24 protein-coding genes and 1 pseudogene are annotated in these 23,469 nt (G+C 65.8%); 12 read left to right on the top strand and 13 right to left on the bottom strand.

Going from position 1 to position 23,469, the window contains the following annotated elements; genetic code table 11:
- A partial coding sequence (locus NP3_RS06195; protein ID WP_063038676.1) for a flavin-containing monooxygenase occupies positions 1 to 1,620 on the bottom strand: 1,620 nt, incomplete at its 3' end.
- Between the two features lie 226 nt (positions 1,621 to 1,846).
- On the opposite strand from NP3_RS06195, the gene NP3_RS06200 reads away from it, so the two are divergent.
- Positions 1,847 to 2,242 carry a carboxymuconolactone decarboxylase family protein gene (locus NP3_RS06200; protein WP_063038678.1) on the top strand — a complete coding sequence of 132 codons (396 nt, stop codon included), beginning with the start codon at positions 1,847 to 1,849 and terminating at the stop codon, positions 2,240 to 2,242.
- Positions 2,243 to 2,280: 38 nt separating this feature from the next.
- Positions 2,281 to 3,018: an SDR family NAD(P)-dependent oxidoreductase gene (locus tag NP3_RS06205; protein ID WP_063038680.1), complete on the top strand. Its 738-nt coding sequence runs from the start codon at positions 2,281 to 2,283 to the stop codon at positions 3,016 to 3,018.
- Between the two features lie 177 nt (positions 3,019 to 3,195).
- Here NP3_RS06205 and NP3_RS06210 read toward each other — a convergent pair whose 3' ends face one another.
- From NP3_RS06210 to NP3_RS06230, 5 genes are all read right to left on the bottom strand, one after another.
- On the bottom strand, positions 3,196 to 4,470 hold the full coding sequence (locus NP3_RS06210) for an amidohydrolase family protein (protein ID WP_063038682.1): 1,275 nt from the start codon (positions 4,468 to 4,470) through the stop codon (positions 3,196 to 3,198).
- Between the two features lie 108 nt (positions 4,471 to 4,578).
- Complete coding sequence (locus tag NP3_RS06215) at positions 4,579 to 5,796, bottom strand: cytochrome P450 (protein WP_063038719.1); 1,218 nt, start codon at positions 5,794 to 5,796, stop codon at positions 4,579 to 4,581.
- A 25-nt stretch (positions 5,797 to 5,821) separates the two neighbouring features.
- Positions 5,822 to 6,016: a ferredoxin gene (locus NP3_RS06220; protein ID WP_063038683.1), complete on the bottom strand. Its 195-nt coding sequence runs from the start codon at positions 6,014 to 6,016 to the stop codon at positions 5,822 to 5,824.
- A gap of 47 nt (positions 6,017 to 6,063) precedes the next feature.
- Complete coding sequence (locus NP3_RS06225; RefSeq protein ID WP_063038685.1) at positions 6,064 to 7,260, bottom strand: NAD(P)/FAD-dependent oxidoreductase; 1,197 nt, start codon at positions 7,258 to 7,260, stop codon at positions 6,064 to 6,066.
- A gap of 131 nt (positions 7,261 to 7,391) precedes the next feature.
- Positions 7,392 to 8,222 carry an SDR family oxidoreductase gene (locus NP3_RS06230; protein ID WP_063038686.1) on the bottom strand — a complete coding sequence of 277 codons (831 nt, stop codon included), beginning with the start codon at positions 8,220 to 8,222 and terminating at the stop codon, positions 7,392 to 7,394.
- Positions 8,223 to 8,455: 233 nt separating this feature from the next.
- Between NP3_RS06230 and NP3_RS51405 the strand changes: the two are divergent.
- Positions 8,456 to 8,563, top strand: a pseudogene (locus NP3_RS51405) (hypothetical protein); the annotation flags it as partial.
- Between the two features lie 88 nt (positions 8,564 to 8,651).
- On the opposite strand, the gene NP3_RS06235 reads toward NP3_RS51405, so the two are convergent.
- From NP3_RS06235 to NP3_RS06250, 4 genes are all read right to left on the bottom strand, one after another.
- Positions 8,652 to 10,175, bottom strand: a complete 1,524-nt coding sequence (locus NP3_RS06235) for an acyl-CoA synthetase (RefSeq protein ID WP_063038688.1) — start codon at positions 10,173 to 10,175, stop codon at positions 8,652 to 8,654.
- 101 nt (positions 10,176 to 10,276) lie between these two features.
- Positions 10,277 to 11,029 (bottom strand): SDR family NAD(P)-dependent oxidoreductase, encoded by a 753-nt coding sequence (locus NP3_RS06240; RefSeq protein WP_063038690.1) that lies wholly within the window; start codon positions 11,027 to 11,029, stop codon positions 10,277 to 10,279.
- A 159-nt stretch (positions 11,030 to 11,188) separates the two neighbouring features.
- On the bottom strand, positions 11,189 to 11,848 hold the full coding sequence (locus NP3_RS06245) for a TetR/AcrR family transcriptional regulator (RefSeq protein WP_063038692.1): 660 nt from the start codon (positions 11,846 to 11,848) through the stop codon (positions 11,189 to 11,191).
- 60 nt (positions 11,849 to 11,908) lie between these two features.
- A complete protein-coding gene (locus NP3_RS06250) occupies positions 11,909 to 13,918 on the bottom strand; it encodes an alpha-ketoacid dehydrogenase subunit alpha/beta (RefSeq protein WP_218024817.1) in 2,010 nt (669 codons plus the stop codon).
- Positions 13,919 to 14,059: 141 nt separating this feature from the next.
- On the opposite strand from NP3_RS06250, the gene NP3_RS06255 reads away from it, so the two are divergent.
- Entirely contained in the window at positions 14,060 to 15,220 is a 1,161-nt protein-coding gene (locus NP3_RS06255; protein WP_063038696.1) for an acyl-CoA dehydrogenase family protein, read from the top strand.
- Positions 15,221 to 15,260: 40 nt separating this feature from the next.
- Here NP3_RS06255 and NP3_RS06260 read toward each other — a convergent pair whose 3' ends face one another.
- Positions 15,261 to 16,124, bottom strand: coding sequence for a mycofactocin-coupled SDR family oxidoreductase (locus NP3_RS06260; RefSeq protein WP_063038698.1), 864 nt, complete (start codon positions 16,122 to 16,124; stop codon positions 15,261 to 15,263).
- A gap of 361 nt (positions 16,125 to 16,485) precedes the next feature.
- Between NP3_RS06260 and NP3_RS06265 the strand changes: the two genes are divergently transcribed.
- From NP3_RS06265 to NP3_RS06285, 5 genes are read left to right on the top strand one after another with little or no spacing between them, the layout of a single operon-like run.
- On the top strand, positions 16,486 to 17,634 hold the full coding sequence (locus tag NP3_RS06265) for an amidohydrolase family protein (RefSeq protein ID WP_157124152.1): 1,149 nt from the start codon (positions 16,486 to 16,488) through the stop codon (positions 17,632 to 17,634).
- Complete coding sequence (locus NP3_RS06270; RefSeq protein WP_063038702.1) at positions 17,631 to 17,840, top strand: hypothetical protein; 210 nt, start codon at positions 17,631 to 17,633, stop codon at positions 17,838 to 17,840. Before NP3_RS06265 ends, NP3_RS06270 begins: the two co-directional genes overlap by 4 nt.
- 59 nt (positions 17,841 to 17,899) lie before the next feature.
- Positions 17,900 to 18,712, top strand: coding sequence for a mycofactocin-coupled SDR family oxidoreductase (locus tag NP3_RS06275; protein ID WP_063038704.1), 813 nt, complete (start codon positions 17,900 to 17,902; stop codon positions 18,710 to 18,712).
- Positions 18,709 to 19,548, top strand: coding sequence for an NAD(P)-dependent oxidoreductase (locus NP3_RS06280; protein ID WP_063038706.1), 840 nt, complete (start codon positions 18,709 to 18,711; stop codon positions 19,546 to 19,548). Before NP3_RS06275 ends, NP3_RS06280 begins: the two co-directional genes overlap by 4 nt.
- Positions 19,545 to 19,733, top strand: a complete 189-nt coding sequence (locus NP3_RS06285; protein WP_063038708.1) for a ferredoxin — start codon at positions 19,545 to 19,547, stop codon at positions 19,731 to 19,733. Before NP3_RS06280 ends, NP3_RS06285 begins: the two co-directional genes overlap by 4 nt.
- A 103-nt stretch (positions 19,734 to 19,836) precedes the next feature.
- Here the strand turns inward: NP3_RS06285 and NP3_RS06290 are convergent, their stop codons facing one another.
- Together NP3_RS06290 and NP3_RS06295 are read right to left on the bottom strand one after the other, a co-directional pair.
- Entirely contained in the window at positions 19,837 to 20,481 is a 645-nt protein-coding gene (locus tag NP3_RS06290; protein ID WP_040701288.1) for a LuxR C-terminal-related transcriptional regulator, read from the bottom strand.
- Positions 20,469 to 21,644 carry a sensor histidine kinase gene (locus tag NP3_RS06295; protein WP_063038711.1) on the bottom strand — a complete coding sequence of 392 codons (1,176 nt, stop codon included), beginning with the start codon at positions 21,642 to 21,644 and terminating at the stop codon, positions 20,469 to 20,471. The genes NP3_RS06290 and NP3_RS06295 overlap by 13 nt, the downstream gene beginning before the upstream one ends.
- Positions 21,645 to 21,811: 167 nt before the next feature.
- Between NP3_RS06295 and NP3_RS06300 the strand changes: the two genes are divergently transcribed.
- From NP3_RS06300 to NP3_RS06310, 3 genes are read left to right on the top strand one after another with little or no spacing between them, the layout of a single operon-like run.
- Positions 21,812 to 22,024, top strand: coding sequence for a hypothetical protein (locus tag NP3_RS06300; protein ID WP_063038713.1), 213 nt, complete (start codon positions 21,812 to 21,814; stop codon positions 22,022 to 22,024).
- 34 nt (positions 22,025 to 22,058) lie between these two features.
- Entirely contained in the window at positions 22,059 to 23,246 is a 1,188-nt protein-coding gene (locus NP3_RS06305) for an NAD(P)/FAD-dependent oxidoreductase (protein WP_063038715.1), read from the top strand.
- A gap of 16 nt (positions 23,247 to 23,262) precedes the next feature.
- On the top strand, positions 23,263 to 23,457 hold the full coding sequence (locus NP3_RS06310; RefSeq protein ID WP_063038717.1) for a ferredoxin: 195 nt from the start codon (positions 23,263 to 23,265) through the stop codon (positions 23,455 to 23,457).
- Positions 23,458 to 23,469: the final 12 nt, after the last annotated feature.

Genomic DNA, 23,469 nt, shown 5'->3' on the forward strand with positions numbered 1-23,469 from the left:
TTCTTCCGCTTGCGATCCGATGAAGGTTGCGTATTCACTGGCGGCCAGTTCGCCGATCAGGCGTTGCAGATTGGGCCGCCCGGTCGGATTCAGCAGCTGCTTGACCGCTTTTCCGGGGATATTGGATCCGAAGAAGTAGCTGCTCTCGAGGAACAGCGACCCACTGCCGTTGACGGTCTCGGTCCACTCGGCCTCGGCCGCGGGATCGACCTCGATGATGTCGAAGCCGCGCGCACGCGCGTGCCGCAAAACACCGATGACGCAGTCGACCTGGTCGCCCGCGTATCGTGGGTTGTTCCCGAGCGCACCGTGCGGACCGCCGGGGAAGAAGAAGTTCGGGAAACCGGCGGTAACGACGCCCAGGTAGGTATTGGGGCCCTCCGCCCAATACTCCTCGAGCGCAAGACCGTCGCGGCCGCGGACGCCGAGCCGATTGAGCGCACCGGTGCCGAAGTCGTAGCCGGTCGCCCAGATGATGATGTCGAACTCACGCAGGCCTTCCGCCGTCTCGATCCCGGTCTCGGTGATACGAACGATCGGGGTCTCCTCGAGCGCGACGAGCGAAACGTTCGGCTTGTTGTAGGCCTCGAAGTAACCGGTCACGAAGGGTGGACGCCGACCGGCGTAGATGTGGTCCTTCGGGATCAGTTTGTCGGCCGTCGCGGGATCGGTGACGATGCCGCGGATCTTGTCCGCGAGGAATTCGCAGAACTCCTTGTTCACTTCGGGATTGGTCGTGAAGTCGATGTAGTTTTCGGTCAACTTCGTGAAACCCGGGCTGTTCCACATCTTTTCGAAGAAAGCCTGCCGCTGTTCGGCCGTATCGTCGGTGGAAAAGCGGCTGGGCAGCGCATGCAGGAATCCACTCGGCGAGGTGTTCAGGGTCTCGCGGATCCGTTCGAAGTCGGCCTTGATCTCGGCCCGCTCGTCCGCGGTGAGCGGCGCGTTGTTCAGCGGTGTGCACCAGTCCGGAGTCCGCTGGTACACCGTCAACGAGTCGACCTGGTCGGCGATGGCCGGAACGATCTGCACGCCACTGGATCCGGTACCGATGATGGCGACGCGCTTACCGGTGAAGTCGACCGGCGTCTTCGGCCAGCGGCCGGTGTGGTGCTGTTCGCCGCCGAATATCTCGCGTCCGGACACCTCCGGAATGAACGGCACCGAGAGCACGCCGGTGGCGGCGACGAGGAAGCGTGCGCGATGCTCGGCGCCGTCATCCGTGCGCACCGTCCAGATACCGGCCGACTCGTCGAATTCCGCGGCCGTCACCCGGACGCCGAATCGGATGTGGCGGCGCAGATCGAAACGGTCCACCACGAAGTTGAAGTAGCGTTCGTTCTCCGGCTGGCCGGTGAACCGCTCCGACCACTCCCACTCCTCCCACAGCTCCTTGGAGAACAGATAGCCGTAGGTGTAGCTCTCGGAGTCGAAACGCGCCTCGGGATAGCGGTTCCAATACCACGTCCCGCCGACGCCGTCGCCCGCCTCGAGCAGCCGTACCGAGAAGCCCTCCTCGCGTGCCCGGTACAGCTGATAGATGCCCGTCACGCCCGCGCCGACCACCAGGACGTCGACCGCGTCAGCCGTCGTACCAGCGGCGTTCGCCGATCCACTCATACGTTCTCCAATCTCGAATGGGTCGCCTGCTGCACGACGCCAAAGATGTTTCGACCGGTCGGTCTATGACGTTGGTCACGAGACTAGAGCCGAATCCGATCGGAATCAACAGCGTCCTCGTCCGAACATTTCGCACGCGAGACGCTGTCCACTCATTGATTGTACCGACCGATTGTTCTAACATTGCGGCAACCAGCAGCACAACGGAATGCGATGGGAGTCGCTGATGACAACCAAGGACACCGACTTGCGCACCGAGGGTCTCGCGGTGATGCGCGCGGCCCTGCCCGGCGTGTTTCCCGAGGGTGATATCGACCTGCGCGATGGTCAGCTCGGTGAGGACCTCGTGGAGATCGGCCTGGTCAGTGTGTGGGCCCAGCTGTGGGGCCGGGAGGGACTCGCCCCGCGCGATCGCAGTCTGGTCACGCTCGGCATCCTGATCGCGCTCGGGTCCGAGACCGAGTTCGGCCACCACGTCCGCATCGGCTTGACCAACGGACTGACCAAGGACGAGATCGCCGAGGTCATCTACCACGCCAGCGGCTATGCCGGATTCCCGCGGGCGACCGCGGCACGCACCGCCGCCCGTGCCGCGCTGGGCGAATCGGCGCCGGGCGAATAACCCGGCCCGGCAACCGATTTCGACGCAAAGGAACGAATATGTCACTCGCAGGCAAGATCGCCGTCGTCACCGGCGGCGGTAGCGGGATCGGCCAGTCCATCGCGACCGTACTCGCGGCCAAGGGCGCCGCCGTCGCGATCTGGGACCTGAATCCGGAGAACGCCGAGAAGACCGTCGCCTCGATCCGCGAAGCGGGCGGCACCGCCATCGCGGTCGTCGGCGATGCGGCCGATGCCGATGCCATCGCAACGGCGGCGGCCCGCACCCACGCCGAGCTCGGACCCGTCACCGTGCTGGTCAACAATGCCGGAATCACCACGTACGAGCCCTTCACGAGCCTGTCCGAGGACTCCTGGGATCGCATGATCGGGATCAATCTCAAGGGCCCCTTCCTGGTTACCAAGGCGCTGGTCCCCGATATGCTCGCGGCCGGTTGGGGCCGGATCATCAATATCTCCTCGTCCTCCGCGCAGACCGGAGCACCGGGCATGGCCCACTACGCGGCTTCCAAGGGCGGCGTGATCGGCCTGACGAAGGCGTTGGCCGTCGAGTTCATCGAACAGGGAATCACCGTCAACCATGTTCCGCCCGGATTCATCGACACCCCGCTGACCCGCCAGACCATCGACGTGGAAGCGGCGGCCGCGCATATGCCGATGAAGCGGGCCGGGCAGCCGGAGGAGATCGGCCACGCGGTCGCCTATCTCGCCTCCGACGAGGCCGGTTACGTCACGGGGCAGACGCTCAGCGTGAACGGCGGACGCTACCTGTTCTGACAGACTCGATCCGCCGAAGCCAGGTTCGCTGCCGGATGGATTCGCCTCCAGGTGGAAGTGCTCGGCACTCCCGCTTCCCGGCAGGTGGTGGTCCCCGATGATGTGGATCTGGAGGCGAATCCGGCCGACGGAACGTTCGTGCCCGGAGCGGCTCGGCTCCGGGCACGCGAGCGCGGGTCAGACGCCCTCGGGGATCTCAGCGAGCTTCTCGGACTTGTCGAAGCCGACGACGTCGGCGAGGGTGCCGCCCAGGATCGCCGCGCGATCCTCGTCGGGAACCCCTTCGAAATTCTCCGCGATGCATTCGGCGCTGCCGCGGAAAGTTCCCTCCGCATGCGGGTAGTCGTTGCCCCACATGATGGTCGTCAATCCGGTGATGTGCCGGGCCTTGACCGCGGTCGGGTCATCGGCGAACTGGACGTGGATCTGGCGCTGCACATACTCACTCGGCTTCAGCGGCCACGGCCACTTCGCATTTATATTGAACAGCCGTCCCATGGTCGGCTGATCCTTCGGCGAGCGAGTGTCGTCCCAGAAGCCGAGCCACCAGTCCGGGTCCTGGCCGGTGCCGGTCCGCCACGACCGATCCATCACGCCGAGGTACGAGACAAGCCATCCCGCGCTGTACTCGACCAGGTTGAAGTGCAGATTCGGGAAGCGTTCACAGACGCCGCCGCCGACCAGGTCGGCGATGATGCCTTGCGGAATCGCGGAGGCGGTATTGCCGCCGCCCATGGTCCGGCCCGCCACCATATCGTCGGTGAGCTGGCCCTTGCCCATATTGACGGCCATCATCAGCCCCTTGACGGTGACCGCCGTCTCCGAGGTTTCTTCCTTGACCGAAACCCCGCCGGTGGCGACGTGGAAGAACACCGGCATTCCGTTGGCCTGCGCGGCAGCCCAGATCGGGTCGTAATGCCGTGACCAGTACGGCACCGGCGGCAACTCCGGGAGCAGGATGGCACCGAGTCCGGCGCGGGCGCAGCGTTCGATCTCGGCGACCGCGTCCGGGACATCGGTGACGGGGATGGCGGCGGTCGGGCGCATCCGGTCCTTGTACCGGAGGTAGCGCTCGACGATGTAATCGTTGTAGACGCGCGCGTGCGCCATCGACAACTCGTGGTCGTCGGTGAACAGCACGAACAGCGACAGATTCGGGAACATGACGGCGGCGTCGACGCCATCGATATTCATATCCCGCAGGATGTGCTCCGGCTCGCCGTCCGGAGTCGGCCCGGCGGTCTGCCGGTACTTCGAAATGGTCCAGCCGTCGAAGCCGATCGTGTGCAGTTTCTTGAACTCGGTGTGTCCACCCGGCACGATCGGCTCGTCGAGCGTGAATTCCTCTTCCCAGAGCGCCCGTTCCCGAAGATGTACGGGCAGCCGGGTTTTGAACAGATCGACCGGTTCGATGATGTGCGAGTCACCGGAGGCGACGAACTCCTTGAACATGCGGTACCTCTCTCGTCCCTCGATGCGCTGGTGGCTATCGGTTCAGGGATCCGCACCCAAGGTTACTTGTACCGGTCAGTCCAGTCTTGGAAATGAGGGTACTAATCGCTACCAGGCGACCGGCAGTTCGTAGATGCCGTAGGCGAGCGAATCACCCTTGAACCGCAGCTGGTCGAAGTCGACGCCCAGCCGCAGCGTCGGGATGCGACGGTAGAGGGTGCCGAATACGACCTCGAGTTCGATGCGCGCGAGCTGCTGGCCGATGCACTGGTGCGGGCCCCAGCCGAAGGCATGATGGTGGCGCGCCTCGCGCAGGAGATCCAGCTTCTCGGGCTCCGGGAAAGCCATCGGGTCGAAGTTGGCCGAGGGCAATGAACTGATGATGCCCTCCCCCGCACGGATCGTGTGTCCTTCGACCTCGATATCTTCGGTGGCGATGCGCCGCTGAAGCAGATGCGGGATGGTCAGATAGCGCAGCAACTCCTCGACCGCGCTCGCGATGACCTTCTTGTCCTCGGTTTCGCGCAGCAGTGCCAGCTGGTCCGGATTCTGCAGCAGCAGCGCGGTCGCGAGCGTGATCATATTCGCGCTGGTCTCGTGACCGGCGATGAGCATGATCATGCTCATGATGGTGGCGCCGGGCATATCCAGCTCGCCCGCCTTGACCCGCGCCGCGAGGTCGGAGACCACGTCCTCTTCGGGCTTTTCCATCTTGGCCACGATCAGCTTGCCCAAGTAGGCGCCGAGCTCCGCATTCGAGGCGTTGCTCTCCTCCGGGGTCACCTCCCGGCCATTGGTGATCTTGGCGTGCCCCTCGAAGAAGTCGTGATCCTCGTACGGCACGCCGAGCAGTTCGCAGATCATCAGCGACGGCAGTGGCAGCGACAGCGCCTCCACCAGGTCGGCCGGGTTCGGGCCGGACAGCATCTTATCGATGAGCTCATCGGTGACCCGCTGGATCGCGGGGCGAACCTTCTCCATCCGCCCGCGCGTGAACGAATTCGTCAGCATCCGGCGCAATCGCGCGTGCTCGGGGCCGTCGGTGTCGAAGAGGGTCTTCGGCCGTTCGTGGATCGTCTCGGCGATGGCCCGGGTCATATACGGGAACCCGGGCAGATGATCGTTTGCGCTGACCCGCGGATCGGCCATTACCTGCCGCTGGGCGGCGTGCGATGAGATGAGCCATGGGGTCAGACCATCCCAGGTGCGCACTCGCGACAGCGGGACACCGGCGGCGTGCAGCTCACGCAATTCGGGCGAAGGCAGGAACGGGCACTTGGCATCTCGCGGCGTCGGGTATTCGGGGATATCCACGGTCTCGGTCATGATCGGCTCTCCTTGGGTCGACATTTCATTCCTCGATGGAGATCGCCATCGCGGGACAGACGGCCGCCGCCTGACGGACGTCATCGGCCTGTTCGGCCGATGGGTGTTCGTTCAGCAGCACCGCGATGCCGTCCTCGTCACGCTGGTCGAACACCTCGACGGCGGCGGCAACGCAATTTCCGGCCGCGACGCACTTGTCTTCGTCGATGACAACCTTCATCGGGTCTCTCCTGGTCTTTCGGTGAATTGGGCTGGGACTGAAGGCGATCAGAGCCGAGGGCTGGTTACCGCGAGACTCGGGAGCGCATCGACGATCTCCTGTCGGCGCAGGCGAGTCTGCTTGGGCATATTCCAGCCGAGGACTCCGGTGACGACACCCGCTTCGCGGTACCGCGCGACGAACCGTCCGGTCGCCGGGTCACCGTCGACGATGTCGACCTCGGCGCCGATGGGGAGCCTGCCGTGCACCTGGATCTTCACGTCGAATTGATCGGTCCAGAAGTAGGGCACCGGCACATAGGGGTGGTCCTCCCCCATGATCACACCGGCGACGGCCGCGGCCTGCTCGGTGGCATTGGTCCGGTTCTCCAGGCGGATCAGCCCGCCCAACTGCTCGTGATGCCACCGGGCCAGATCGCCGACGGCGTAGATTCCCTCGGCGGCGCGGCAGCGGGAATCGCAGACCACGCCGTTGTCGAGCTGCAGCCCACTGCCTTTCAGCCACTCGGTCGCCGGGGCCGCGCCGATCGCGACGACCACCACATCGGCGGGCAGCACCTCGCCGGTGCCGAGCCGCACGCCGGTAACCCGACCGTCCGCGCCGTCCAGGCCGACGACACCGGTGCCGAGTCGCAGCCGCACACCGCGCTCGGTGTGCAAGTCCGCCAACAGTTTCGACACCATCGGGCCGACCTGCAGAGCCATGGGGGCCGGCTGCGGACCGGTCATCGTCACGTCCAGCCCGAGCGTGCTTGCGGTGGCGGCGATTTCGGCACCGAGGACGCCCTCGCCGACGACGACCAACCGCGAGCTGATCAGCAGGTCCGCCCGTAGCGCCAGCGCGTCGTCGAGGGTGCGCAATACGTGCACACCGATCAGGTCATCGTGTCCGGGCAATGTCCGCGCCCGCACCCCCGTGGCGAGCACGACCGCGTCCGCCCGCAATTCGTGTCCGGCTGCAGTACGCACGGTTCGGGTCGCCGGATCCAACCCTGTCGCCGCGGCCCCGAGTACGAATTCGGCATCCAATGCCGCCAGCATCTCCTGCTTGCGCAGCGCGGCCCGATCCGGCTCCCACGCGCCCGAAAGCACCTGCTTGGACAGCGGCGGCCGATCGTAAGGCGCATGCGGCTCATCGCCGAGCACCGTGATCGGGCCTTGAAAGCCCTTGCGCCGCAGCGATTCCACCGTCGACAGTCCGGCCGCCGACGCACCGACCACCAGCACCTGCTCCGGCACGGTCATGCGACTGCCTCGCGAACAAACCTCATCTGCGACTCCCGTTCGACTGCCTGATGCCCGGCGACAATCGAATGTTAGACCTATCGGTCGGTACAATCAAGGTCAGCCGCCGGACCCGGGACAAAAGAGTGAACCTATTTCCCGGACGCCACCTGCACGGCGGCATACGCGCCGCCGTCGACGAGCAGGTCGATGCCATTGAGGAAACTCGCCTGATCCGACAGCGCGAAGGCGACCACGGCGGCAACCTCACCCGATTTGCCCATCCGCCGCAACGGCGTGCCCTCGACCAGCTTGCCCATGATCGGATGCGCCTCGGCTTCCTGTTTGCCCTGGGGCGTTGCGATGACGCCGGGCGATACCGAGCAGATGCGCGCGCCAGCCGGACCCAGGCGCATTGCCTCCTGCCGCACGAACCGGTGCACGCCGCGCTTGGCCCAGCTGTACGCGATGCCCGTGTTCTCGACAGCTACGCCGAGCGTCTCGCGCATGCGCTCCAGGAACGTCTCGTCGAGTGGATCGTCCAGAATCGCCAACGCCGCCGGATCGGGCACTGAGGGATCGAGCATCGGCGACATCGATGCGAAGCACACCAGCGCCGTCCCCGTCGTGGCCATCGGCCGCAGCGCCTCGGCCAGCCGAGCCGTGCCGATCAGGTCGACCTCGAAGATCCGGCGCCAGTCCGCCATGGTCGGCGAGATGCCCGCCGCATGCGCGACCGCGCGCAGTGTGCCGAGTTCGCCTGTGCGAGCAGCGAGTCGAGCCAACCCCTCGACATCGGTGATATCGAGGACGAACGGTTCGACGCTCGCGCGCCCGGCCTGGTCCAGTTCCTCGGCAGCCGCGGTCACCGTCGCCTCGTCCCGGTCGACGAGCAGCAGCACGTCCACCGAATCCACCATGCGCTGCGCACACGAATTGCCCATGCCCCGGCCCGCGCCGGTCGCGATACCTACTGTCGTCATGCCATCCTCCTGTTGTCGACTGCGGGCCCGGCCCGACAGCCCTCGAATTCCGAAGTTCGTCAACTCGACGATGCCGAGGACGACGCACCGGGGCGAGGGAGCGCGGTCCCGGATGGACGGTGTACCTGGCTACACCACTACGGCGGTGACGGTTGCCAGATGCTGTTCGGTGCGCGCGATGACGAACGCCGAAGCCGCACAGTGGGTATCGGCCGCACCATCTCACCGGCGCAACAGGATTCGTGGGCGGCGCTTTCATGCTCGAATTCCTACGGCGCACCGAGAACGCGGCGGTATGCCTGCCGCGCGGCGCCGCCGGTGATCCGGCGGCGCGCTCATGAACTCGCTGCGGCACGCCGCCACCGCTTTACGGCATATCGGCGATTCCGGGCGTGCGGACGGGGGTGTCGCGACGGCCGTGTGCGCGAATCAGGCTGTACCGTCGCGCAATACGCGCTTGAGCACCTTTCCGGAAGGGGTTCTCGGCAAGGTGTCGATGCATTCGATCTCCGCGGGCACTTTGTATTTGGCCAAGCGGGTGCGACAGAAATCCTTCAGCGCCTCGGGGTCGAAGTGACTACCCGCACGCAGCACGACGAATGCCTTCGGCACCTCGCCCCAGCGCGGATGGGGCATGCCGACGACCGCCGCCTCGATGATGTCCGGGTTCTCGTACAGCACCCGCTCGACCTCCGGGGTGGCGATATTCTCCCCGCCCGAGACGATCATGTCCTTCTTGCGGTCCTCGATGTAGAGGTAACCGTCTTCGTCGAGACGGCCGATATCGCCGGTGTGGAACCACCCGTTGCGCAGTGCCGAGCGGGTCGCCGCCTCGTCCCGCCAGTAGCCGGAGGTCACCTTGGGCCCGCGGATGACGATCTCACCGAGTTGTCCGGCCGGAACATGGGTATCGCGCTCGTCGAAAATGGCGACCTCGACATCGGCCACCGGCCGCCCGACCGAGCCGACCTTCGATCGCATGTGCTCGGCGTCGTTGACGGTGTCGCCGGAGACGGTTTCGGTGAGGCCGTACGCGTCGGCGAACCAGACGCCCGGGAACGCATCGGCGATCCGGTCGAGCAGCGGAATGGGCATCTTCTCACCGCCGCCGGTGATGAAGCGGATCGACGAGGTGTCGCGATCGGCGATATCGGGCAGTTGCAGCAGGCCGTTCATCATCGACGGCGCCAGCCAGACATTGGTCGGGCGCAGCTGTTCGATCGCGTCCATCACCGCGGCGGCGTCGAACCGGCGGATCAGGCTCAGTCGGCCACCGGCGTGGAAGGTGGCCAGACCCGGCAGATCCATACCGCCCACGTGGTAGAGGGGGCCGCACACCAGGGTGTTGTCCGCGGCGGTCAGTGAGAACTCGATGATGTGCGCGAGGTTCTTCCAGGTCAGATTCTGATGCGAGATCATCACGCCCTTCGGGCGCGAGGTCGTGCCCGAGGTGTACATAAGTCGTTGCAGCGCATCGGGTTCCACATCGACGACCTCGGTCGTGCGGCCGATAGTCGGTGCGACCAGCGCGTCGTATTCCAGCCACGACGGATCCGGCGCGGCATCCAGCGTCACGCGGTGTCGCAACAGCGGCAGCGACGGCGCCAATGCATCGATCCCCGCCGTGAACTCCGGCTCCGTCACGATGGCGCCCGCGTTCGAATGCTCGAGAATGTACTGCCATTCCGCCGGGGACAACCGATAGTTCAGCGGCATGATCGCGGCGCCGATGTGATTGGCCGCGAGCATGGTTTCCACGAATTCGACCCGGTTGTACAACAGCACGGCGACGATATCGCCCGCGGCGACTCCCAGTTCACGCAGCGCGAGGGCCAGCGCATGCACGCGGGTGCGCAGCTCGGCGTAGGTCAGGGCCCGATCGCCTTCGGACAATGCGATTTCGGCTGCGTATTGTTGCGCGTTCCGGTCGAACACGGCGGCGAAGTTGAACATTCACGGGCCTTCGCTGTGAAGAGGAAGCTGTATATTTTCTGTACCGGTCAGACTAATCAACTGTCGCGCGGCAGACAACCATCGACGACGGTTCCGCCACATCACGGCAATGAGTAGCCGCCGTCGACGACCAGGGAATGCCCGGTGACCCAACGGGATTCATCGCTGGCGAGATAGACGACCGCGCCGGTGATGTCGGCCGGTGCGCCGAATCCGAGCGGATGCTTGGCCTCGATCGCATTCATCGCCTCGGCGGGCAGGCCGTCGTGCACGGCCGTCGGAAAGGTACCGGGACATACGGCATTGACCCGAATTCCCTCCTTGGCGTATTCGAGTGCGGCGACCCGGGTCAGGTGGATCACTCCGGCCTTCGACGCGCAATAGGGAGCGGCATACGCCCAAGCGGTCAGCCCGCTGACGGAGGCGATATTGACGATGGAGACATTCGCCTTCTTGCGCAGTGCGCGGGCGACGGCGCGGATGCCATGGAAGGTGCCGGTCAAGTTGACCGACATGGTGCGCTGCCAGTCCCCGGTAGACAGATGGTGGATACGGGCGTTCGGCGACACGATGCCCGCGGTATTCACCAGCACATCGACGGTGCCGCTGCGCTCGACGGCAGACCGGATGAGCGCGTCGAACTCGTCACCGTCGGCGACGTCCAGCCGTTCGGTCGCCACGGCAATTCCCTTGGCGCGCAATGTATCCGCCAGCGATGCCATGGCATCGACATCGAGATCGGCGAGGACGAGATCGCGAACCCCCTCCTCGGCACAGCGCAGGGCGACCGCCGAGCCGAGCGCGCCACCCGCTCCGGTCACCACCGCGGTCTTGCCTTCGAGCCTCGAACCCATGTCGGCCTCCCTTGCCGGGACAGTCAATTAATTAGAACACTCGGTATACAAAACCAAAACCGCAAATCTGTCAAGATCCCGCGTGCCGACACCGGAAACGCCGAACGCCGCGTCCGACAACACGTGGTTGTCGAACGCGGCGTTCCGGTCGGTCGGGTACTAGGTGGTACTCGCTGCCGTCTGCGCCTCGACCCGCGCCTCCAGCGCCTCGAGATCGCATTTGCCATCGGCGAAGCCGTTGAAGAGCGTGTGGCAGTAGGACTTCGACAGGAATTTCGCATCCCAGCGCTTATCCGGATCCAGCCACTGGTAGGTGCGGTTGTGCATATTGAGAAACTGCAGCATGGCCAGGGTCGGATCGGCCTTGCGCAGCGATCCGTCGTCCATTGCGTCGACCAGCAGCGACCGCACGACATGTTCGACTTCTTTGCGCTTTTCGAGCATGCGGGACAGATTCTCGCCGGTCAGTTGGCGATAGTCGTGTTCGTACACCCAGATATGGTCCAAGCGCTCGAAGATGACGTTCAGCAATTCCTCGGACAACAACCGGAGTTTGACCAGTGGCGGCGCATCCAACTCCTGGATACGCGCGGCGACGACCAGCAACGGGTCGAGAACCCGGCTCTGGATTTCGACGAGCAGATTTTCCTTGGAGCCGATGTAGTAGTACAGCGCGCCCTTGGCCAAGCCGACCGTGTCACCGATCTCGATGATCCCGGTCGCGGCATAGCCCTTTTTCGCGAACAGCGCCGCGGCCGTATCGATGATTTCCTGTCGCTTGACCTCGTAGGCGGGTCCGTGTCCTGGTGGTCGAGCCATCTCATCCCTCCCGCGGTCGCGTGCGAACCGAGTATACGCAGAGTGAACGGTCGGTAGAAACTACCGTGTCGGTGTCTGTCCCGGGTGGGCGTCCAGCGATTCGCGAATCGCGGCCTCGATGCGCGCCTCATCGGGCAGCCAGATCTGCTCCAGCGCCGGAGTGTACGGCGCGGGTGTCGCACCGGCGGTCACCCGGATCACCGGCGCGTCCAGGTACCAGAATCCCTCGCGGACCGCGCGGGCGGCCAGTTCGGCGCCGACACCGAATTCGCCGACGGCCTGGTGGACGACCACCAGACGATTCGTCTTTTTCAGCGACGTCAGGACGGTATCGAAGTCCAGCGGACTGATGGTCCGCAGATCGATGACCTCGACCTCGATGCCCTCGGCGGACAGGCGATCGGCGACGGCGAGGCAGTCGTACATCATCTTCGAGTACGACACCACGGTCGCATCCACGCCCGGACGTCGCACGATCGCCTTGCCGAGTGGCACAAGGTGATCCGCCGACGGCTCAGGCCCCTTCTTGCCGTACAGCAGGCGGTTCTCGATGAAGATCACCGGATTGGGATCCTGGATCGCGGCCCGCAACAAGCCGTAGGTGTCGGCCGGAGTCGACGGCATCACCACCGTCAACCCGGGGATATGCGCGAGCAGACCCTCCAGGCTCTGGGAATGCTGACTGCCGGAGGATTTGCCCGCGCCGAACTGGGTGCGCACGACCAGGGGCATGGTCACCGCACCGCCGGTCATGAAGCGCAATTTGGCCGCCTGGTTCATCAATTGATCCAGGCAGACGCCGATGAAGTCGAAGTACATCAATTCGACGACCGGGCGGTAGCCCGCCATCGCCGCACCCACCGCGGTCCCCATGATCGCGCTTTCGGAAATCGGGGTGTCGCGGACCCGGCCCGGAAATTTGTCGGCCAGACCGCGAGTCAGACCGTAGACATTGCCGCCTTTTCCGACATCGATACCCGCCAGGAAGACGGTCGGATCGTCCTCGAGCTCGCGGGTCAGCGCATTGGTGATCGCATGCATGATCTTCAGCGTTCCGCCGGTCGGGGTCGCCGGTTCCGGTATTTCGGCACGTGGCGTGGTGACGAAATCGCCGACCGTCTCGGCGGCGGGATACGGTGCGGCGGTGGCCTGCTCGATCGCGTGCGCGATCACGGCATCGACCTCGCGCTCGACGACAGCCAGTTGCTCGGCCAGCCCGCGCCCGCGCATGGTGTCGCCGAGCAGGATCAGCGGATCGCGCTTCTTCCATTCGGCGAGTTCTTCGGCATCCCGGTAGCTTTCGGGATCGCCCTCGTAGTGCCCGTGCCAGCGGTAGGTGGTGGCCTCGACGATCATCGGGCCCGCCCCGGCGCGCAGCCGCGCGACCAGCTCGCGCTGTAGCGCCGCGACCTGCACGACATCGTTGCCGTCCACCCCGTGGTATTCGACGCCGTAGCCCGCCGCGCGCTCGCGCAGGGTCGCCCGGTGCTGGTCGGCCGCCGCGGAGAATTCGGAGTAGCCGTTGTTCTCACAAAAGAAGATGACGGGCAGGTCCCACACCGCGGCCAAGTTGACCGATTCATGGAACACGCCCTGCGCGATGGCGCCGTCGCCGAAGAAGGCGACGACCACGCCGCCGCCCCGGCGCAGCTGAGCCGCGGTACCGGCGCCGACCGCGATCGGGAGGCCCGCGCCCACAATGCCGTTCGCACCGAAGATCCCCTTGCGTGGATCCGCGATGTGCATGGATCCGCCGCGCCCTTTACAGGTTCCGGTCTCCTTGCCCATCAGCTCGGCGAACATGCCGTCGACATCCAGGCCCTTGGCGATGCAGTGGCCGTGGCCGCGATGGGTCGAGGTCACCACATCCCGGTCGTCCAGTGGCCAGCAGGCGCCGACCGCGGATGCCTCCTGACCGATGGAAAGGTGCAGGAATCCGGGTATCCGGCTGTCGCGGTAGAGCCGGGCGGCGTGCTCTTCGAACCGCCGAATCGTCAGCATTCTCCGGTACATCTCGGTCAGCGTCGCCGCATTCCCCAAGTCCGTTGTCCGCAAGTTGGATTCAGTCATTGTCATGGATTTCTCACCGATCGCTCGACGGCCTCGCCCGCGGTGCGACTGTTGACGTGCGGCACCGACAGTCAATATTATACCGAGTGTTCGAAAAAACAAGAGTCGCTGTTGGCGACCAGATGACAGGACGGACTCGCTATGGATCTAGACCTGCCCGCCGAGGCGATCGAGCTACAGAAGCTGTGCCGTGACTTCGCCGAACGGGAGATCGAGCCGCACGCCGAGTCCTGGTCGGAGCAGGAACGATTCCCGTCCGAGGTCTTCTTGAAAATGGGCGAGTTGGACTTGACCGGGCTGCTCGTCGCACCGGAGTACGGCGGCACCGATGCCGGGTTCGTCTCCTACGTGGCCGCCATGGAAATGATCGGCGCGGCGGATCAGTCACTGGCCGCCTGCTGGAATGCCCACTCCACCATCGCCTCACTCCCCCTGGCCACCTTCGGCACCGCGGAACAGAAGGCCAAATGGCTGACGCCGCTCGCGAACGGAACCCATATCGGCGCCTTCGGATTGACGGAACCGACCGCGGGCTCGGATGCGGCCGGTATCCGGACCACCGCAAAGCGGGACGGCGACGGATGGCTCATCAACGGCACCAAAATGTTCATCACCAATGCGGGCACCGAGATCAGCCTCGGTGTCACGATTCTCGCGGTGACCGGTACCGACGATGACGGAACCAGAAGGTACGGAACGTTTTTCGTGCCGACCGGCACGCCGGGCTACACCGTCGGGCATCCGATGAAGAAGCTCGGCTGGCATGCGATGGATTCGCGGGAGCTGATCTTCGACGATTGCTGGATTCCGGGCGAGAACCTGATCGGCGACGAGGGCAACGGGCTGCGGCAGTTCCTCGATGTGCTCGACGGCGGCCGCATCAGCGTCGCCGCATTGGCACTGTCACTGGCCCAAGAGGCGCTCGATCTCGCGGCCAGCCACGCGTCCCAGCGCGAGCAGTTCGGCAAGACGCTCTCGGCGTTCCAAGCGGTACAGCACAAGCTCGCCGATATGGCCACCGAGGTCGAAGCGGCCCGCGCCCTCGTCTATCGCGCCGCGTGGCTCGCCGACCAGGGCAGGCCGTTCGGCCAGGCGGCGGCCATGGCCAAGGTGTACGCCTCCGAGGTGGCCAATCGCGCGGCCAGCGCCAGCGTCCAGATCCACGGCGGGTACGGCTATATGCGCGAGTCGAAGATCTCGCGCTTCTATGCCGATGCCAAGATCCTCGAAATCGGCGAGGGCACCAACGAGATTCAGCGCAATGTGATCGCGCGATATGTGGCGCGCTCGGCCCGAGCCTGAAAGCGGTGGGTGGGCAGCCGACCACTGCCCACCCACCCGGTCAGAAAGTCGGCAGCTGGGGGCGCTTCTTGACGTAACCACCCGCGTCGACGCGCATCTGCATGCCGGTGACCCAGCGGGATTCCTCGGAAATCAGAAAGAGCACGGCGTCGGCGATGTCCTCCGGCTCGACGTAGGGGTTACCCATGCCGGTGGTCGCGGGGAAGGAAACCAAGGCGTCCTCGCGCGTCGGATTCTCCAGATCGGGCCGGAACGAGCGGTACATCAGCTCGTTGTTGAGCATGTCGGTGTTGACGTTCGTCGGGTGCACCGCATTGGCTCTGATCTGCCGGGATGCCAGCACTGTCGCAAGATCGTGGATGAAGGCGGCGACGGTGCGCTTGGCGAAGGAGTAACCGAGCCCCCCGGGACCGTTGGCCGGGTTGTCGACGCTCGCGGGAATCAGTGCCGCGATCGATCCGGTCGCGACGATCGAGGCACCGGCCTTCAGATGCGGCAGGGCCGCCTCGACGGCATGGACCACGCCGTTGAAGTCGACGGTGATGGCATCGATGAAGGCCAGCGCACTGTCCTGCGGCCCCAACGGGGCGATACCGGCTTGTGCCACCACGCCGTCGAGCCGACCGAACTCGGCCACGCCCTCGGCCACTGCCGCCTTCAGCGCGGCGGGATCGCGCACATCGGCCTTGCGGGCGACGATGCGCCGCCCGAGCTTGTCCACCAGGCGGGCGGTTTCATCGAGATCGTCCTGAGTCGCCAACGCATAGCCGTTGGTGGCGATGTTCTCGCACAGATCCACGGCGATGATGTCGGCGCCCTCTTCCGCAAGCCGCAGCGCGTGTGCGCGCCCCTGGCCGCGGGCGGCTCCGGTAATGAAGACGACTTTGTCCTGTACTCGACCCATCGTGGGTTTTCCTTCCATCGACTCTCGCGGCGCGGCGGGACTCCTCGAGTGCGGGCGCGGCTCTACTCCGGCGCTGGGCGTGGACACAGCGCGGCCGCACGATCCCGGCGAGCCGGTGCCATGAGCATAGTGAGTTCAACCGGAAATGGGTAGACTGAATATTGACTGATTAGTTGACTAAGGCACAGTTTCCGCTGAGTGAGAAGTAATCAGGTGTACACAATAAACCGAGTGATATAGAGTTTGTGGGCCAGCACACAGCTGGCTTTCGGCTCTGCACTGCGTGTGTCGAGGGCGGAGCAAGCCCCCTGCGGGAGGCGGTTCCCCCGGCGCGCCGCGATCTGGACGAGGGAGCACAACGATGCCATTGCAGCCATGGATGAAGCTGCTGTCGACCGATGACCACCTGATCGAGCCCCCGCGGCTGTGGGTGGACCGGTTGCCCGCGAAGTACCGGGAGGCCGGTCCGCGGATCGTGGAGCAGACTCGAGAGGGCAATGCCGCACCGGCGGAGGTGTGGACCTATGAGGGTCGCATCTACCCGTACATCGGCCTGAATGCCGTTTCGGGTAAGAAGCCCGAGGAATTCGGCACCGAGCCGACTCGCTACGACGAGATGATCCCGGGCTGCTACGACCCGAAGGCCCGGCTGCGCGATATGGACCTCGACGGCGTCTGGGGCGCGCTGTGTTTCCCATCATTCCCGCGCTTCGCGGGCACGGTATTCCTGGAGGGCCAGGACAAAGAACTCGCGCTGCTGTGTGTACAGGCGTGGAACGACTTCGTGCTCGACGAGTGGTGCACGGCCGGTCCGGCCGACCGCCTCATCCCACTGAGCATTCTGCCGCTGTGGGATGTGCAGGCGTGCGTCGCGGAGATCCACCGCGTCGCCGCCAAGGGCTCGAAGGCGATCTCCTTCCCGGAGAATCCGGCGCCATTGGGATTGCCGTCGTTCTACAGCGATTACTGGGATCCGATGTTCTCCGCGCTCGAGGAGACCGATATGCCGCTGTGCCTGCACTTCGGCACCTCGGGCAAACCGCCGAAGACCTCCGAGGATGCCCCGTTCGCGGTGACCATCTCGCTGTTCGGCTGCAACTCCATGTTCGCCACCGCGGACCTGCTGTTCTCGCCGGTGTTCCACCGGCACCCCAAGCTGAAGGTCGGTCTGTCCGAAGGCGGCATCGGCTGGATGCCGTACATGTTGGAGCGGATGGACGGAACGTGGGAGCGGCACCGCTTCTACCAGAACATCAATCAGGATGTGCGGCCGTCGGACCTGTTCAAGAAGCATTTCCACGGCTGCTTCATCGACGACCGGTTCGGCATCGAGGTGCGCCACCACATCGGCGTCGAGCGCATCACCTGGGAATGCGACTACCCGCACTCGGACTCGTACTGGCCCAAGAGCCGTGCCTACGCGGCCGAAGTGCTCGCCGACGTACCGGATGACGAAGTACACGCGATGGTCGAGCTCAACACCCGTCGGCTCTACAACCTGCCCGCATGAGTCGCAAGCCCGAGTCCGAGCGCTCCGACTGGACGGAACTGGACCTGCTGACCCGCGAGGAGGCCTACGGCCGCCTGCAGGAGGAGATCGGCGAGGTGGAGGCGCGGCTACCCGAACTCGGTCCGGCCGAGGCCGCCGAGCGGGAGCTGCTCGAAACCCGGCTGCGCGCACTGCGCGAGGCCGCCGCCGACCTGCTCGGCTCCTGACCGGCCATATCGGTCAGGTACGCGGAAAGCATTGCACAACAAAGGAACTGAGGTTTGGTATGGGGCGTGTAGAGGGCAAGGTCGCACTCGTCACCGGAGCTGGGCGCGGCCAGGGCCGCTCGCATGCGGTGCGGCTGGCGGAAGAGGGGGCCGCCGTCGTGATCACCGATGTCTGCCAGGAGATCAGCCAGGCGCTGCCCTATCCGCTGGCGACGAAGGAACAGCTCGAGGAGACCGCGAAGCTGGTCGAGGCCGTCGGCGGCCGGTGCGTCACCCTCCAGGCCGACGTGCGCTCGCTCAGCGATATGCGTGCCGCGGTCGACGCGGCGACGGCCGAATTCGGTCACCTCGACACGATTGTCGCCAATGCCGGGGTGATGAGTGCGGGTCGCGCGTGGGAATTGTCCGAGGAGGAGTGGGACGTCACCATGGACGTCAACCTCAAGGGCGTCTGGAACACCGTGCGTGCCGCGGTGCCCGGCATGATCGCCGCCGATGCGGGCGGGTCGATCATCATCACCAGCTCGGCCGCCGGTATCCGGGGCCATGTGCCCTACGCCCACTACGTGGCGAGCAAGCACGGTGTGGTCGGCCTGATGAAGGCGCTGTCCAATGAGCTTGCCAAGCACCGGATCCGGGTGAACACCGTGCATCCCACCGGCGTCAGCGACACCGGCATCACGGTGGGCGTGGCGCTGGAGGAGCTGAAGGAACGCGAGCCACTGTTCGCGCTGGCCGCGATGAATACGCTGCACACGCATGTCGAGCCGCGGGATATCTCGAATGCCGTGCTGTTCCTCGCTTCCGACGAGGCGCGGTACGTGACGGGACTGCAGTTCACCGTCGACGCGGGGTCGACCACCAAGCCATGAGCGTGCTCCCGACGATCGGATTCCTGGGGGCGGGCCGTATCGGTGAACCGATGGCGCAGCACTTGCTCGCGGCTGGTCACCGGGTCCGCCTGTATACCCGGCGCGCGGAGGTCGGCGACCGGCTCACCGCTGCCGGAGCCGAACTCGTCGACCGGGTTGGTGATATCGCGGATGCCGACGTCGTCGTCAGCTGTCTGTTCAGTGATGCCCAGATGCTCGAGGTGCTGCCCGAAATCGTGGGAGCCATGCGCGCGGAGACGATTCTCATATCGCACACCACCGGGACGCCGACGACGCTGAGTCGGCTCGACGAGTTCGCACCCAGCGGCAAGGCCGCGATCGTGGACGGACCATTCAGTGGGACAGCGGATTCGGCGCGCGCCGGACGGCTCGTGGTCTACCTCGGCGGTGTGCCCGAACATGTGGCGACGGCACGTCAGGTGGTGCGCGCCTATGCCGATCCCGTCATAACGACGGGCGCGCGCGGTACGGCGATGCTGATGAAGCTGCTCAACAATCTGCTGTTCGCGACGATCTCGCAGGTGACATTGCGCGGTCTCGCGGCAGGCCGCGCGGTGGGTATCGAGGACAGCGCATTGCTCGAAGCCCTCGCGGTCAGCGCCGGTGGCAGCAACGCGGGGCGTCATATCGCGGCAGTCGGCAGTCCTGATCAGTACACCGAAACCGTCCGTCCCTTCCTGCGCAAGGATCTGGCGGCCTGCCGGGAGGTCGCGGCCGAAGTGGGCGTCGACCTCTCGGAACTGCTGGCCATCGCCTACGCCGGGCCGATGGATCTCGGCGAAATCTCTACTCTCGAGAACGGAGTTGTTCGATGAAGATCACGATCGACAGTTCGCTGTGTTCCGGACATGCCCGGTGCGCGGCCGCGGCACCGGAGTTGTTCGAACTCGATGACGACGGTTACGCCCTGCCCTTTGCAGGGGAGGTGCCCGCACATCTGGAGACTGCGGCACGCGAGGGCGAGATGGCCTGTCCGGAGCGCGCCATCACCATCGAGTAACACCGTTCATCCCCAGCAGCCCATACTCAGCGCCTCGTCGAGAACCTGCCGCAGGTCTCTGGACGGGGCGCTTGTGCTCGATCACCCCGCCGCCCGCGAGCCGCTAGGCGTTGTTGAGGTACGCGAGTACCGCCAGCACCCGGCGATGTCCGCTATCTGTCGTCGGCAGGCCGAGCTTCTGGAAGACATTGCCGATGTGCTTGCTCACCGCACGTTCGGTGACGACGAGTGTCTCGGCGATGGTCGCGTTGTCGTGCCCAGCCGCCATCAATTCGAGTACTTCGCGCTCCCGCGGCGTCAGCGAGTCCAGCGGTGAATTCCGTCGGCGGGTGAGCAGTTGGCTCACCACCTCGGGATCGAGCGCGGTGCCACCGGCCGCGACCCGGTCCAGTGCCTCCAGGAATTCGTCGACACGCCCCACCCGATCCTTGAGCAGATAGCCGACCCCGCTGGCCCCGCCGCCGAGCAATTCGGCGGCATAGGACTCCTCGACGTACTGCGAGAGCACGAGCACCGGCAATCCGGGCAATTCCTTGCGCGCGGCCAGCGCGGCGCGCAGACCCTCGTCCCGGAAGGCCGGTGGCAGCCGGACATCGAGTACCGCGATATCCGGGCGGTGGGTGAGCAATGCGGGCAGGATCTCCGGTCCGCTGCCCGCCACGGCCACGACCTCGTGTCCGGCCGAGGTCAACAATAGGACGAGTCCTTCCCGTAGCAGGGCATTGTCCTCGGCCATCACCACGCGCACGGCAATTCCACCTCGATTTCGGTAGGGCCCCCGACGGGGCTTGTCACAGTAAAGGTTCCGTCGAGCGCGGCGACCCGACGCTGCATGCCGAGGACACCGGACCCGGCCGCCTCGTAACCGTTGCCCCGCAACATATCCTCGACTCCGCCCCGGCCCTCGTCGCGCACCGACACGCGTAAACCGTTGTGTATCCGAATGATTCGGACCTCGGCCCGCTCTGACCCGCTGTGTTTGACCACATTGGTCAATGCCTCGGCGACAACGAAATATGCCGCGGCCTCCACCGCCGCCGGGGCGCGCGGCCCCTGCGACACCTCGTCCACGTCCACGGTGACGTCGAGACCGCTGTCGGTCGCGAGTGCCAGGATGGCTCCGGCCAGGCCGCGATCGGTGAGGATCGGCGGATGGATCACCCGCACGATGTGGCGCAGTTCGGTCAGCGCTTCCTCGGTCAGCTGCTGCGCCTCGTCGAGCAGCTTGCGCGCGTTCGCGGGATCGCGATCCATCGCGCGTTTCGCCAGACCGATTCGCATGGACAGCGATACCAACCGCGCCTGCGTGCCGTCGTGCAGATCGCGTTCGATCCGGCGCAGTTCGGCGCCGTGCGCGGCGATCGCACTGGCGCGCGTCTGCGTCAGCTCGTCGACCCGTGCCGCGAGCCATGCCTTGGGCGGGGGTCGCAATAGCGACCGCGACCATTCGGCGTCCAGATCGGCCAGTCGACCGATCAGGGGAAGTACCAACGATTTTCGGCCGAAAAGACCGCACCACACGCCATCGACAGGCAAGCCGACCAGCCACAACGGAATCGCCAGGTAGGCCAGGGCACCATAGAAGTAGTAGGCCAGCATCCAGCGCAGGTCGGCGAGCGTCGTCGGGTCCCGCACGACCGCGCGCAGGCTCTGCCGTAGCGGGCCGCCGATCGGCGAATACGCCTCCGGGACGGGGCGGCCGGTCCATACCGCCACCTGGCGCCGCTTGCTGCCCGCGAACTGGCGCACCAGCTGGGCCGTCACCGGCACCATCCCGATACCGATCAGCGACAGCGCACCGGCCAGCGTCAGCAACAGCATCGAGATGAACAGGTACGAGCCGAAGGCCAGCGCCGCGGCATTGGCCAGCTGCACGGTTGCCCGCGCCGCCTGTCGCACCGTTTTCCGCATGTGACCAGGCTATGCGACGCGGTGCCCGCCGACGGTGTAGCGCGGTACCGCTGAGGGGTGTAGCCAGGTACACCCCGACTTCGGGACCGCGCTCCCTCGTTGCGACGAGCCGCGGACGGAATCGTTTACGCCAGACGTTAACCGGCTCCGATCTCGAAGGAATCGCCATGAAGTCCGCACAGACGCTGCTCTCCGCGAAGCCCACCCTCTGGTTCCTGTTCCTGTTCAACCTCGCCATCGCGCTGGCGGTCGGCTTCGAACCGGTGGCCGACAGCCTCGGTCTCGAGGGTGTCCAGCAGATAGTCACCTGCGTCGGCATGGGTCTGGTCTCGCTGGGTGCGGGCGCCGCCCTGCTGCGCAGGCGCCTGCAGCTCGTCTGATCCGAACCACAAGACCTACGAAAGAGAGTCAGCCATGCACGTTCCCGAGAGCGTACTGGTAGTCGGCGCCTCGGCGGCCGGACTGTCCACTGCGGAAGCCTTGCTGCGCAACGGATATCAGGGCAGCATCACCGTCCTCGGCGCCGAGCCCGAGCTCCCCTACGACCGGCCGCCGCTGTCCAAGCAGATTCTGGCCGGTGCGTGGGAACCCGAGAAGGCGCAACTGCGCCCCACCACGCATCTGGCCGCGATGCCGCTGGACCTGGTGCTCGGCGAGACCGCGGTCGCCCTCGATCCGGTGAACCACATCGTGCACGCCGAATCGGGACTGTCCGTGCAGGCCGACGCCGTCGTGATCGCCACCGGGGTGCGCGCCCGCACCCTGCCCGGCGCGGACGCCCTGGCCGGTGTGCACGTGCTGCGCACCCTCGAAGACGCGATCGCCCTGCGTGCGGACCTGCTGCGCGCCACTCGGCTCGTGGTCGTCGGTGAAGGCGTGCTCGGCTCCGAAATCGCCGCCACCGCAAGGACTATGGGCCTGGATGTCACGGTGGTCGGCCCCCTGTTGGCCCCCATGGCCGGACAGCTCGGCCCGGTGATCGCACCGCTGCTCGGCGACCTGCACACCGAACGCGGGGTGCGGTTGCGGCTCGGCACCGGAGTCAGCGAGTTCATCCACGACGGCGACCGGGTCGGTGGCGTGCGGCTGGATACCGGTGCGGAACTGCCCGCCGATGTCGTGGTGGTCGCGGTCGGCGCGGTCCCGGCGACCGATTGGCTGACCGACAGCGGACTGACGCTGGACAACGGCGTGGTGTGCGACTCCTATTGCCGTGCGGCCCAGGGTATTTACGCCGCGGGTGACGTCGCCCGCTGGCACGACGACCACGTGGGCGGGCTGGTCCGGATGGAGAACCGCACCAACGCCACCGAACAGGCCGCCGCGGTCGCCGCCAATCTGCTCGGCGCCGAACAGCGCTACACCCCGGTCCCCTACTTCTGGACCGATCAGTTCGACACCAAGATCCAGGTCCACGGCACCCTGCCGACCGGAGCGGACGTGGAGATCGTGGACGGTTCCACCGACGGGCGCAGATTCGTCGCCCGCTACACCCTCGACGGCCGGGTCACCGGCGTCGTCGGCTGGAACATGCCCAAACAGACCCGCCTGCGCAGGCAGGAAATCATCGACGCCCGGTCGGTCGCGACCAGTCGGCACTGACAGCGAGGAGCATCCCGTGAAAGTCACCATCGACGAAGACAAGTGCGTCGCCTGCGGGCAGTGCGTCGCCGTCGCCCCCGATGTCTTCGACCAGCGCGACGAGGACGGCATCGTCATCCTGCTCGACGCGAACCCGCCCGAGGACCAGGCCGCCGACGTCCGGGAGGCCGCCGCGGTCTGCCCGGCACTGGTCATCACCATCCAGGAATAACCGTCCGCGAAA

Origin of the sequence: Nocardia pseudovaccinii NBRC 100343 (assembly GCF_001613225.1) — a bacterium.
GTDB classification, from domain to species: Bacteria; Actinomycetota; Actinomycetes; order Mycobacteriales; family Mycobacteriaceae; genus Nocardia; species Nocardia pseudovaccinii.

Coding starts and splice junctions, on each gene's coding strand:
- NP3_RS06250 (WP_218024817.1), bottom strand. CDS start 13,918: ATGACTGAATCCAACTTGCGGACAACGGACTTGGGGAATGCGGCGACG.
- NP3_RS06255 (WP_063038696.1), top strand. CDS start 14,060: ATGGATCTAGACCTGCCCGCCGAGGCGATCGAGCTACAGAAGCTGTGC.
- NP3_RS06265 (WP_157124152.1), top strand. CDS start 16,486: ATGCCATTGCAGCCATGGATGAAGCTGCTGTCGACCGATGACCACCTG.
- NP3_RS06245 (WP_063038692.1), bottom strand. CDS start 11,848: ATGGCTCGACCACCAGGACACGGACCCGCCTACGAGGTCAAGCGACAG.
- NP3_RS06225 (WP_063038685.1), bottom strand. CDS start 7,260: ATGACCGTGCCGGAGCAGGTGCTGGTGGTCGGTGCGTCGGCGGCCGGA.
- NP3_RS06235 (WP_063038688.1), bottom strand. CDS start 10,175: ATGTTCAACTTCGCCGCCGTGTTCGACCGGAACGCGCAACAATACGCA.
- NP3_RS06230 (WP_063038686.1), bottom strand. CDS start 8,222: ATGACGACAGTAGGTATCGCGACCGGCGCGGGCCGGGGCATGGGCAAT.
- NP3_RS06220 (WP_063038683.1), bottom strand. CDS start 6,016: ATGAAGGTTGTCATCGACGAAGACAAGTGCGTCGCGGCCGGAAATTGC.
- NP3_RS06295 (WP_063038711.1), bottom strand. CDS start 21,644: ATGCGGAAAACGGTGCGACAGGCGGCGCGGGCAACCGTGCAGCTGGCC.
- NP3_RS06285 (WP_063038708.1), top strand. CDS start 19,545: ATGAAGATCACGATCGACAGTTCGCTGTGTTCCGGACATGCCCGGTGC.
- NP3_RS06200 (WP_063038678.1), top strand. CDS start 1,847: ATGACAACCAAGGACACCGACTTGCGCACCGAGGGTCTCGCGGTGATG.
- NP3_RS06280 (WP_063038706.1), top strand. CDS start 18,709: ATGAGCGTGCTCCCGACGATCGGATTCCTGGGGGCGGGCCGTATCGGT.
- NP3_RS06205 (WP_063038680.1), top strand. CDS start 2,281: ATGTCACTCGCAGGCAAGATCGCCGTCGTCACCGGCGGCGGTAGCGGG.
- NP3_RS06240 (WP_063038690.1), bottom strand. CDS start 11,029: ATGGGTTCGAGGCTCGAAGGCAAGACCGCGGTGGTGACCGGAGCGGGT.
- NP3_RS06210 (WP_063038682.1), bottom strand. CDS start 4,470: ATGTTCAAGGAGTTCGTCGCCTCCGGTGACTCGCACATCATCGAACCG.
- NP3_RS06305 (WP_063038715.1), top strand. CDS start 22,059: ATGCACGTTCCCGAGAGCGTACTGGTAGTCGGCGCCTCGGCGGCCGGA.
- NP3_RS06260 (WP_063038698.1), bottom strand. CDS start 16,124: ATGGGTCGAGTACAGGACAAAGTCGTCTTCATTACCGGAGCCGCCCGC.
- NP3_RS06275 (WP_063038704.1), top strand. CDS start 17,900: ATGGGGCGTGTAGAGGGCAAGGTCGCACTCGTCACCGGAGCTGGGCGC.
- NP3_RS06300 (WP_063038713.1), top strand. CDS start 21,812: ATGAAGTCCGCACAGACGCTGCTCTCCGCGAAGCCCACCCTCTGGTTC.
- NP3_RS06215 (WP_063038719.1), bottom strand. CDS start 5,796: ATGACCGAGACCGTGGATATCCCCGAATACCCGACGCCGCGAGATGCC.
- NP3_RS06270 (WP_063038702.1), top strand. CDS start 17,631: ATGAGTCGCAAGCCCGAGTCCGAGCGCTCCGACTGGACGGAACTGGAC.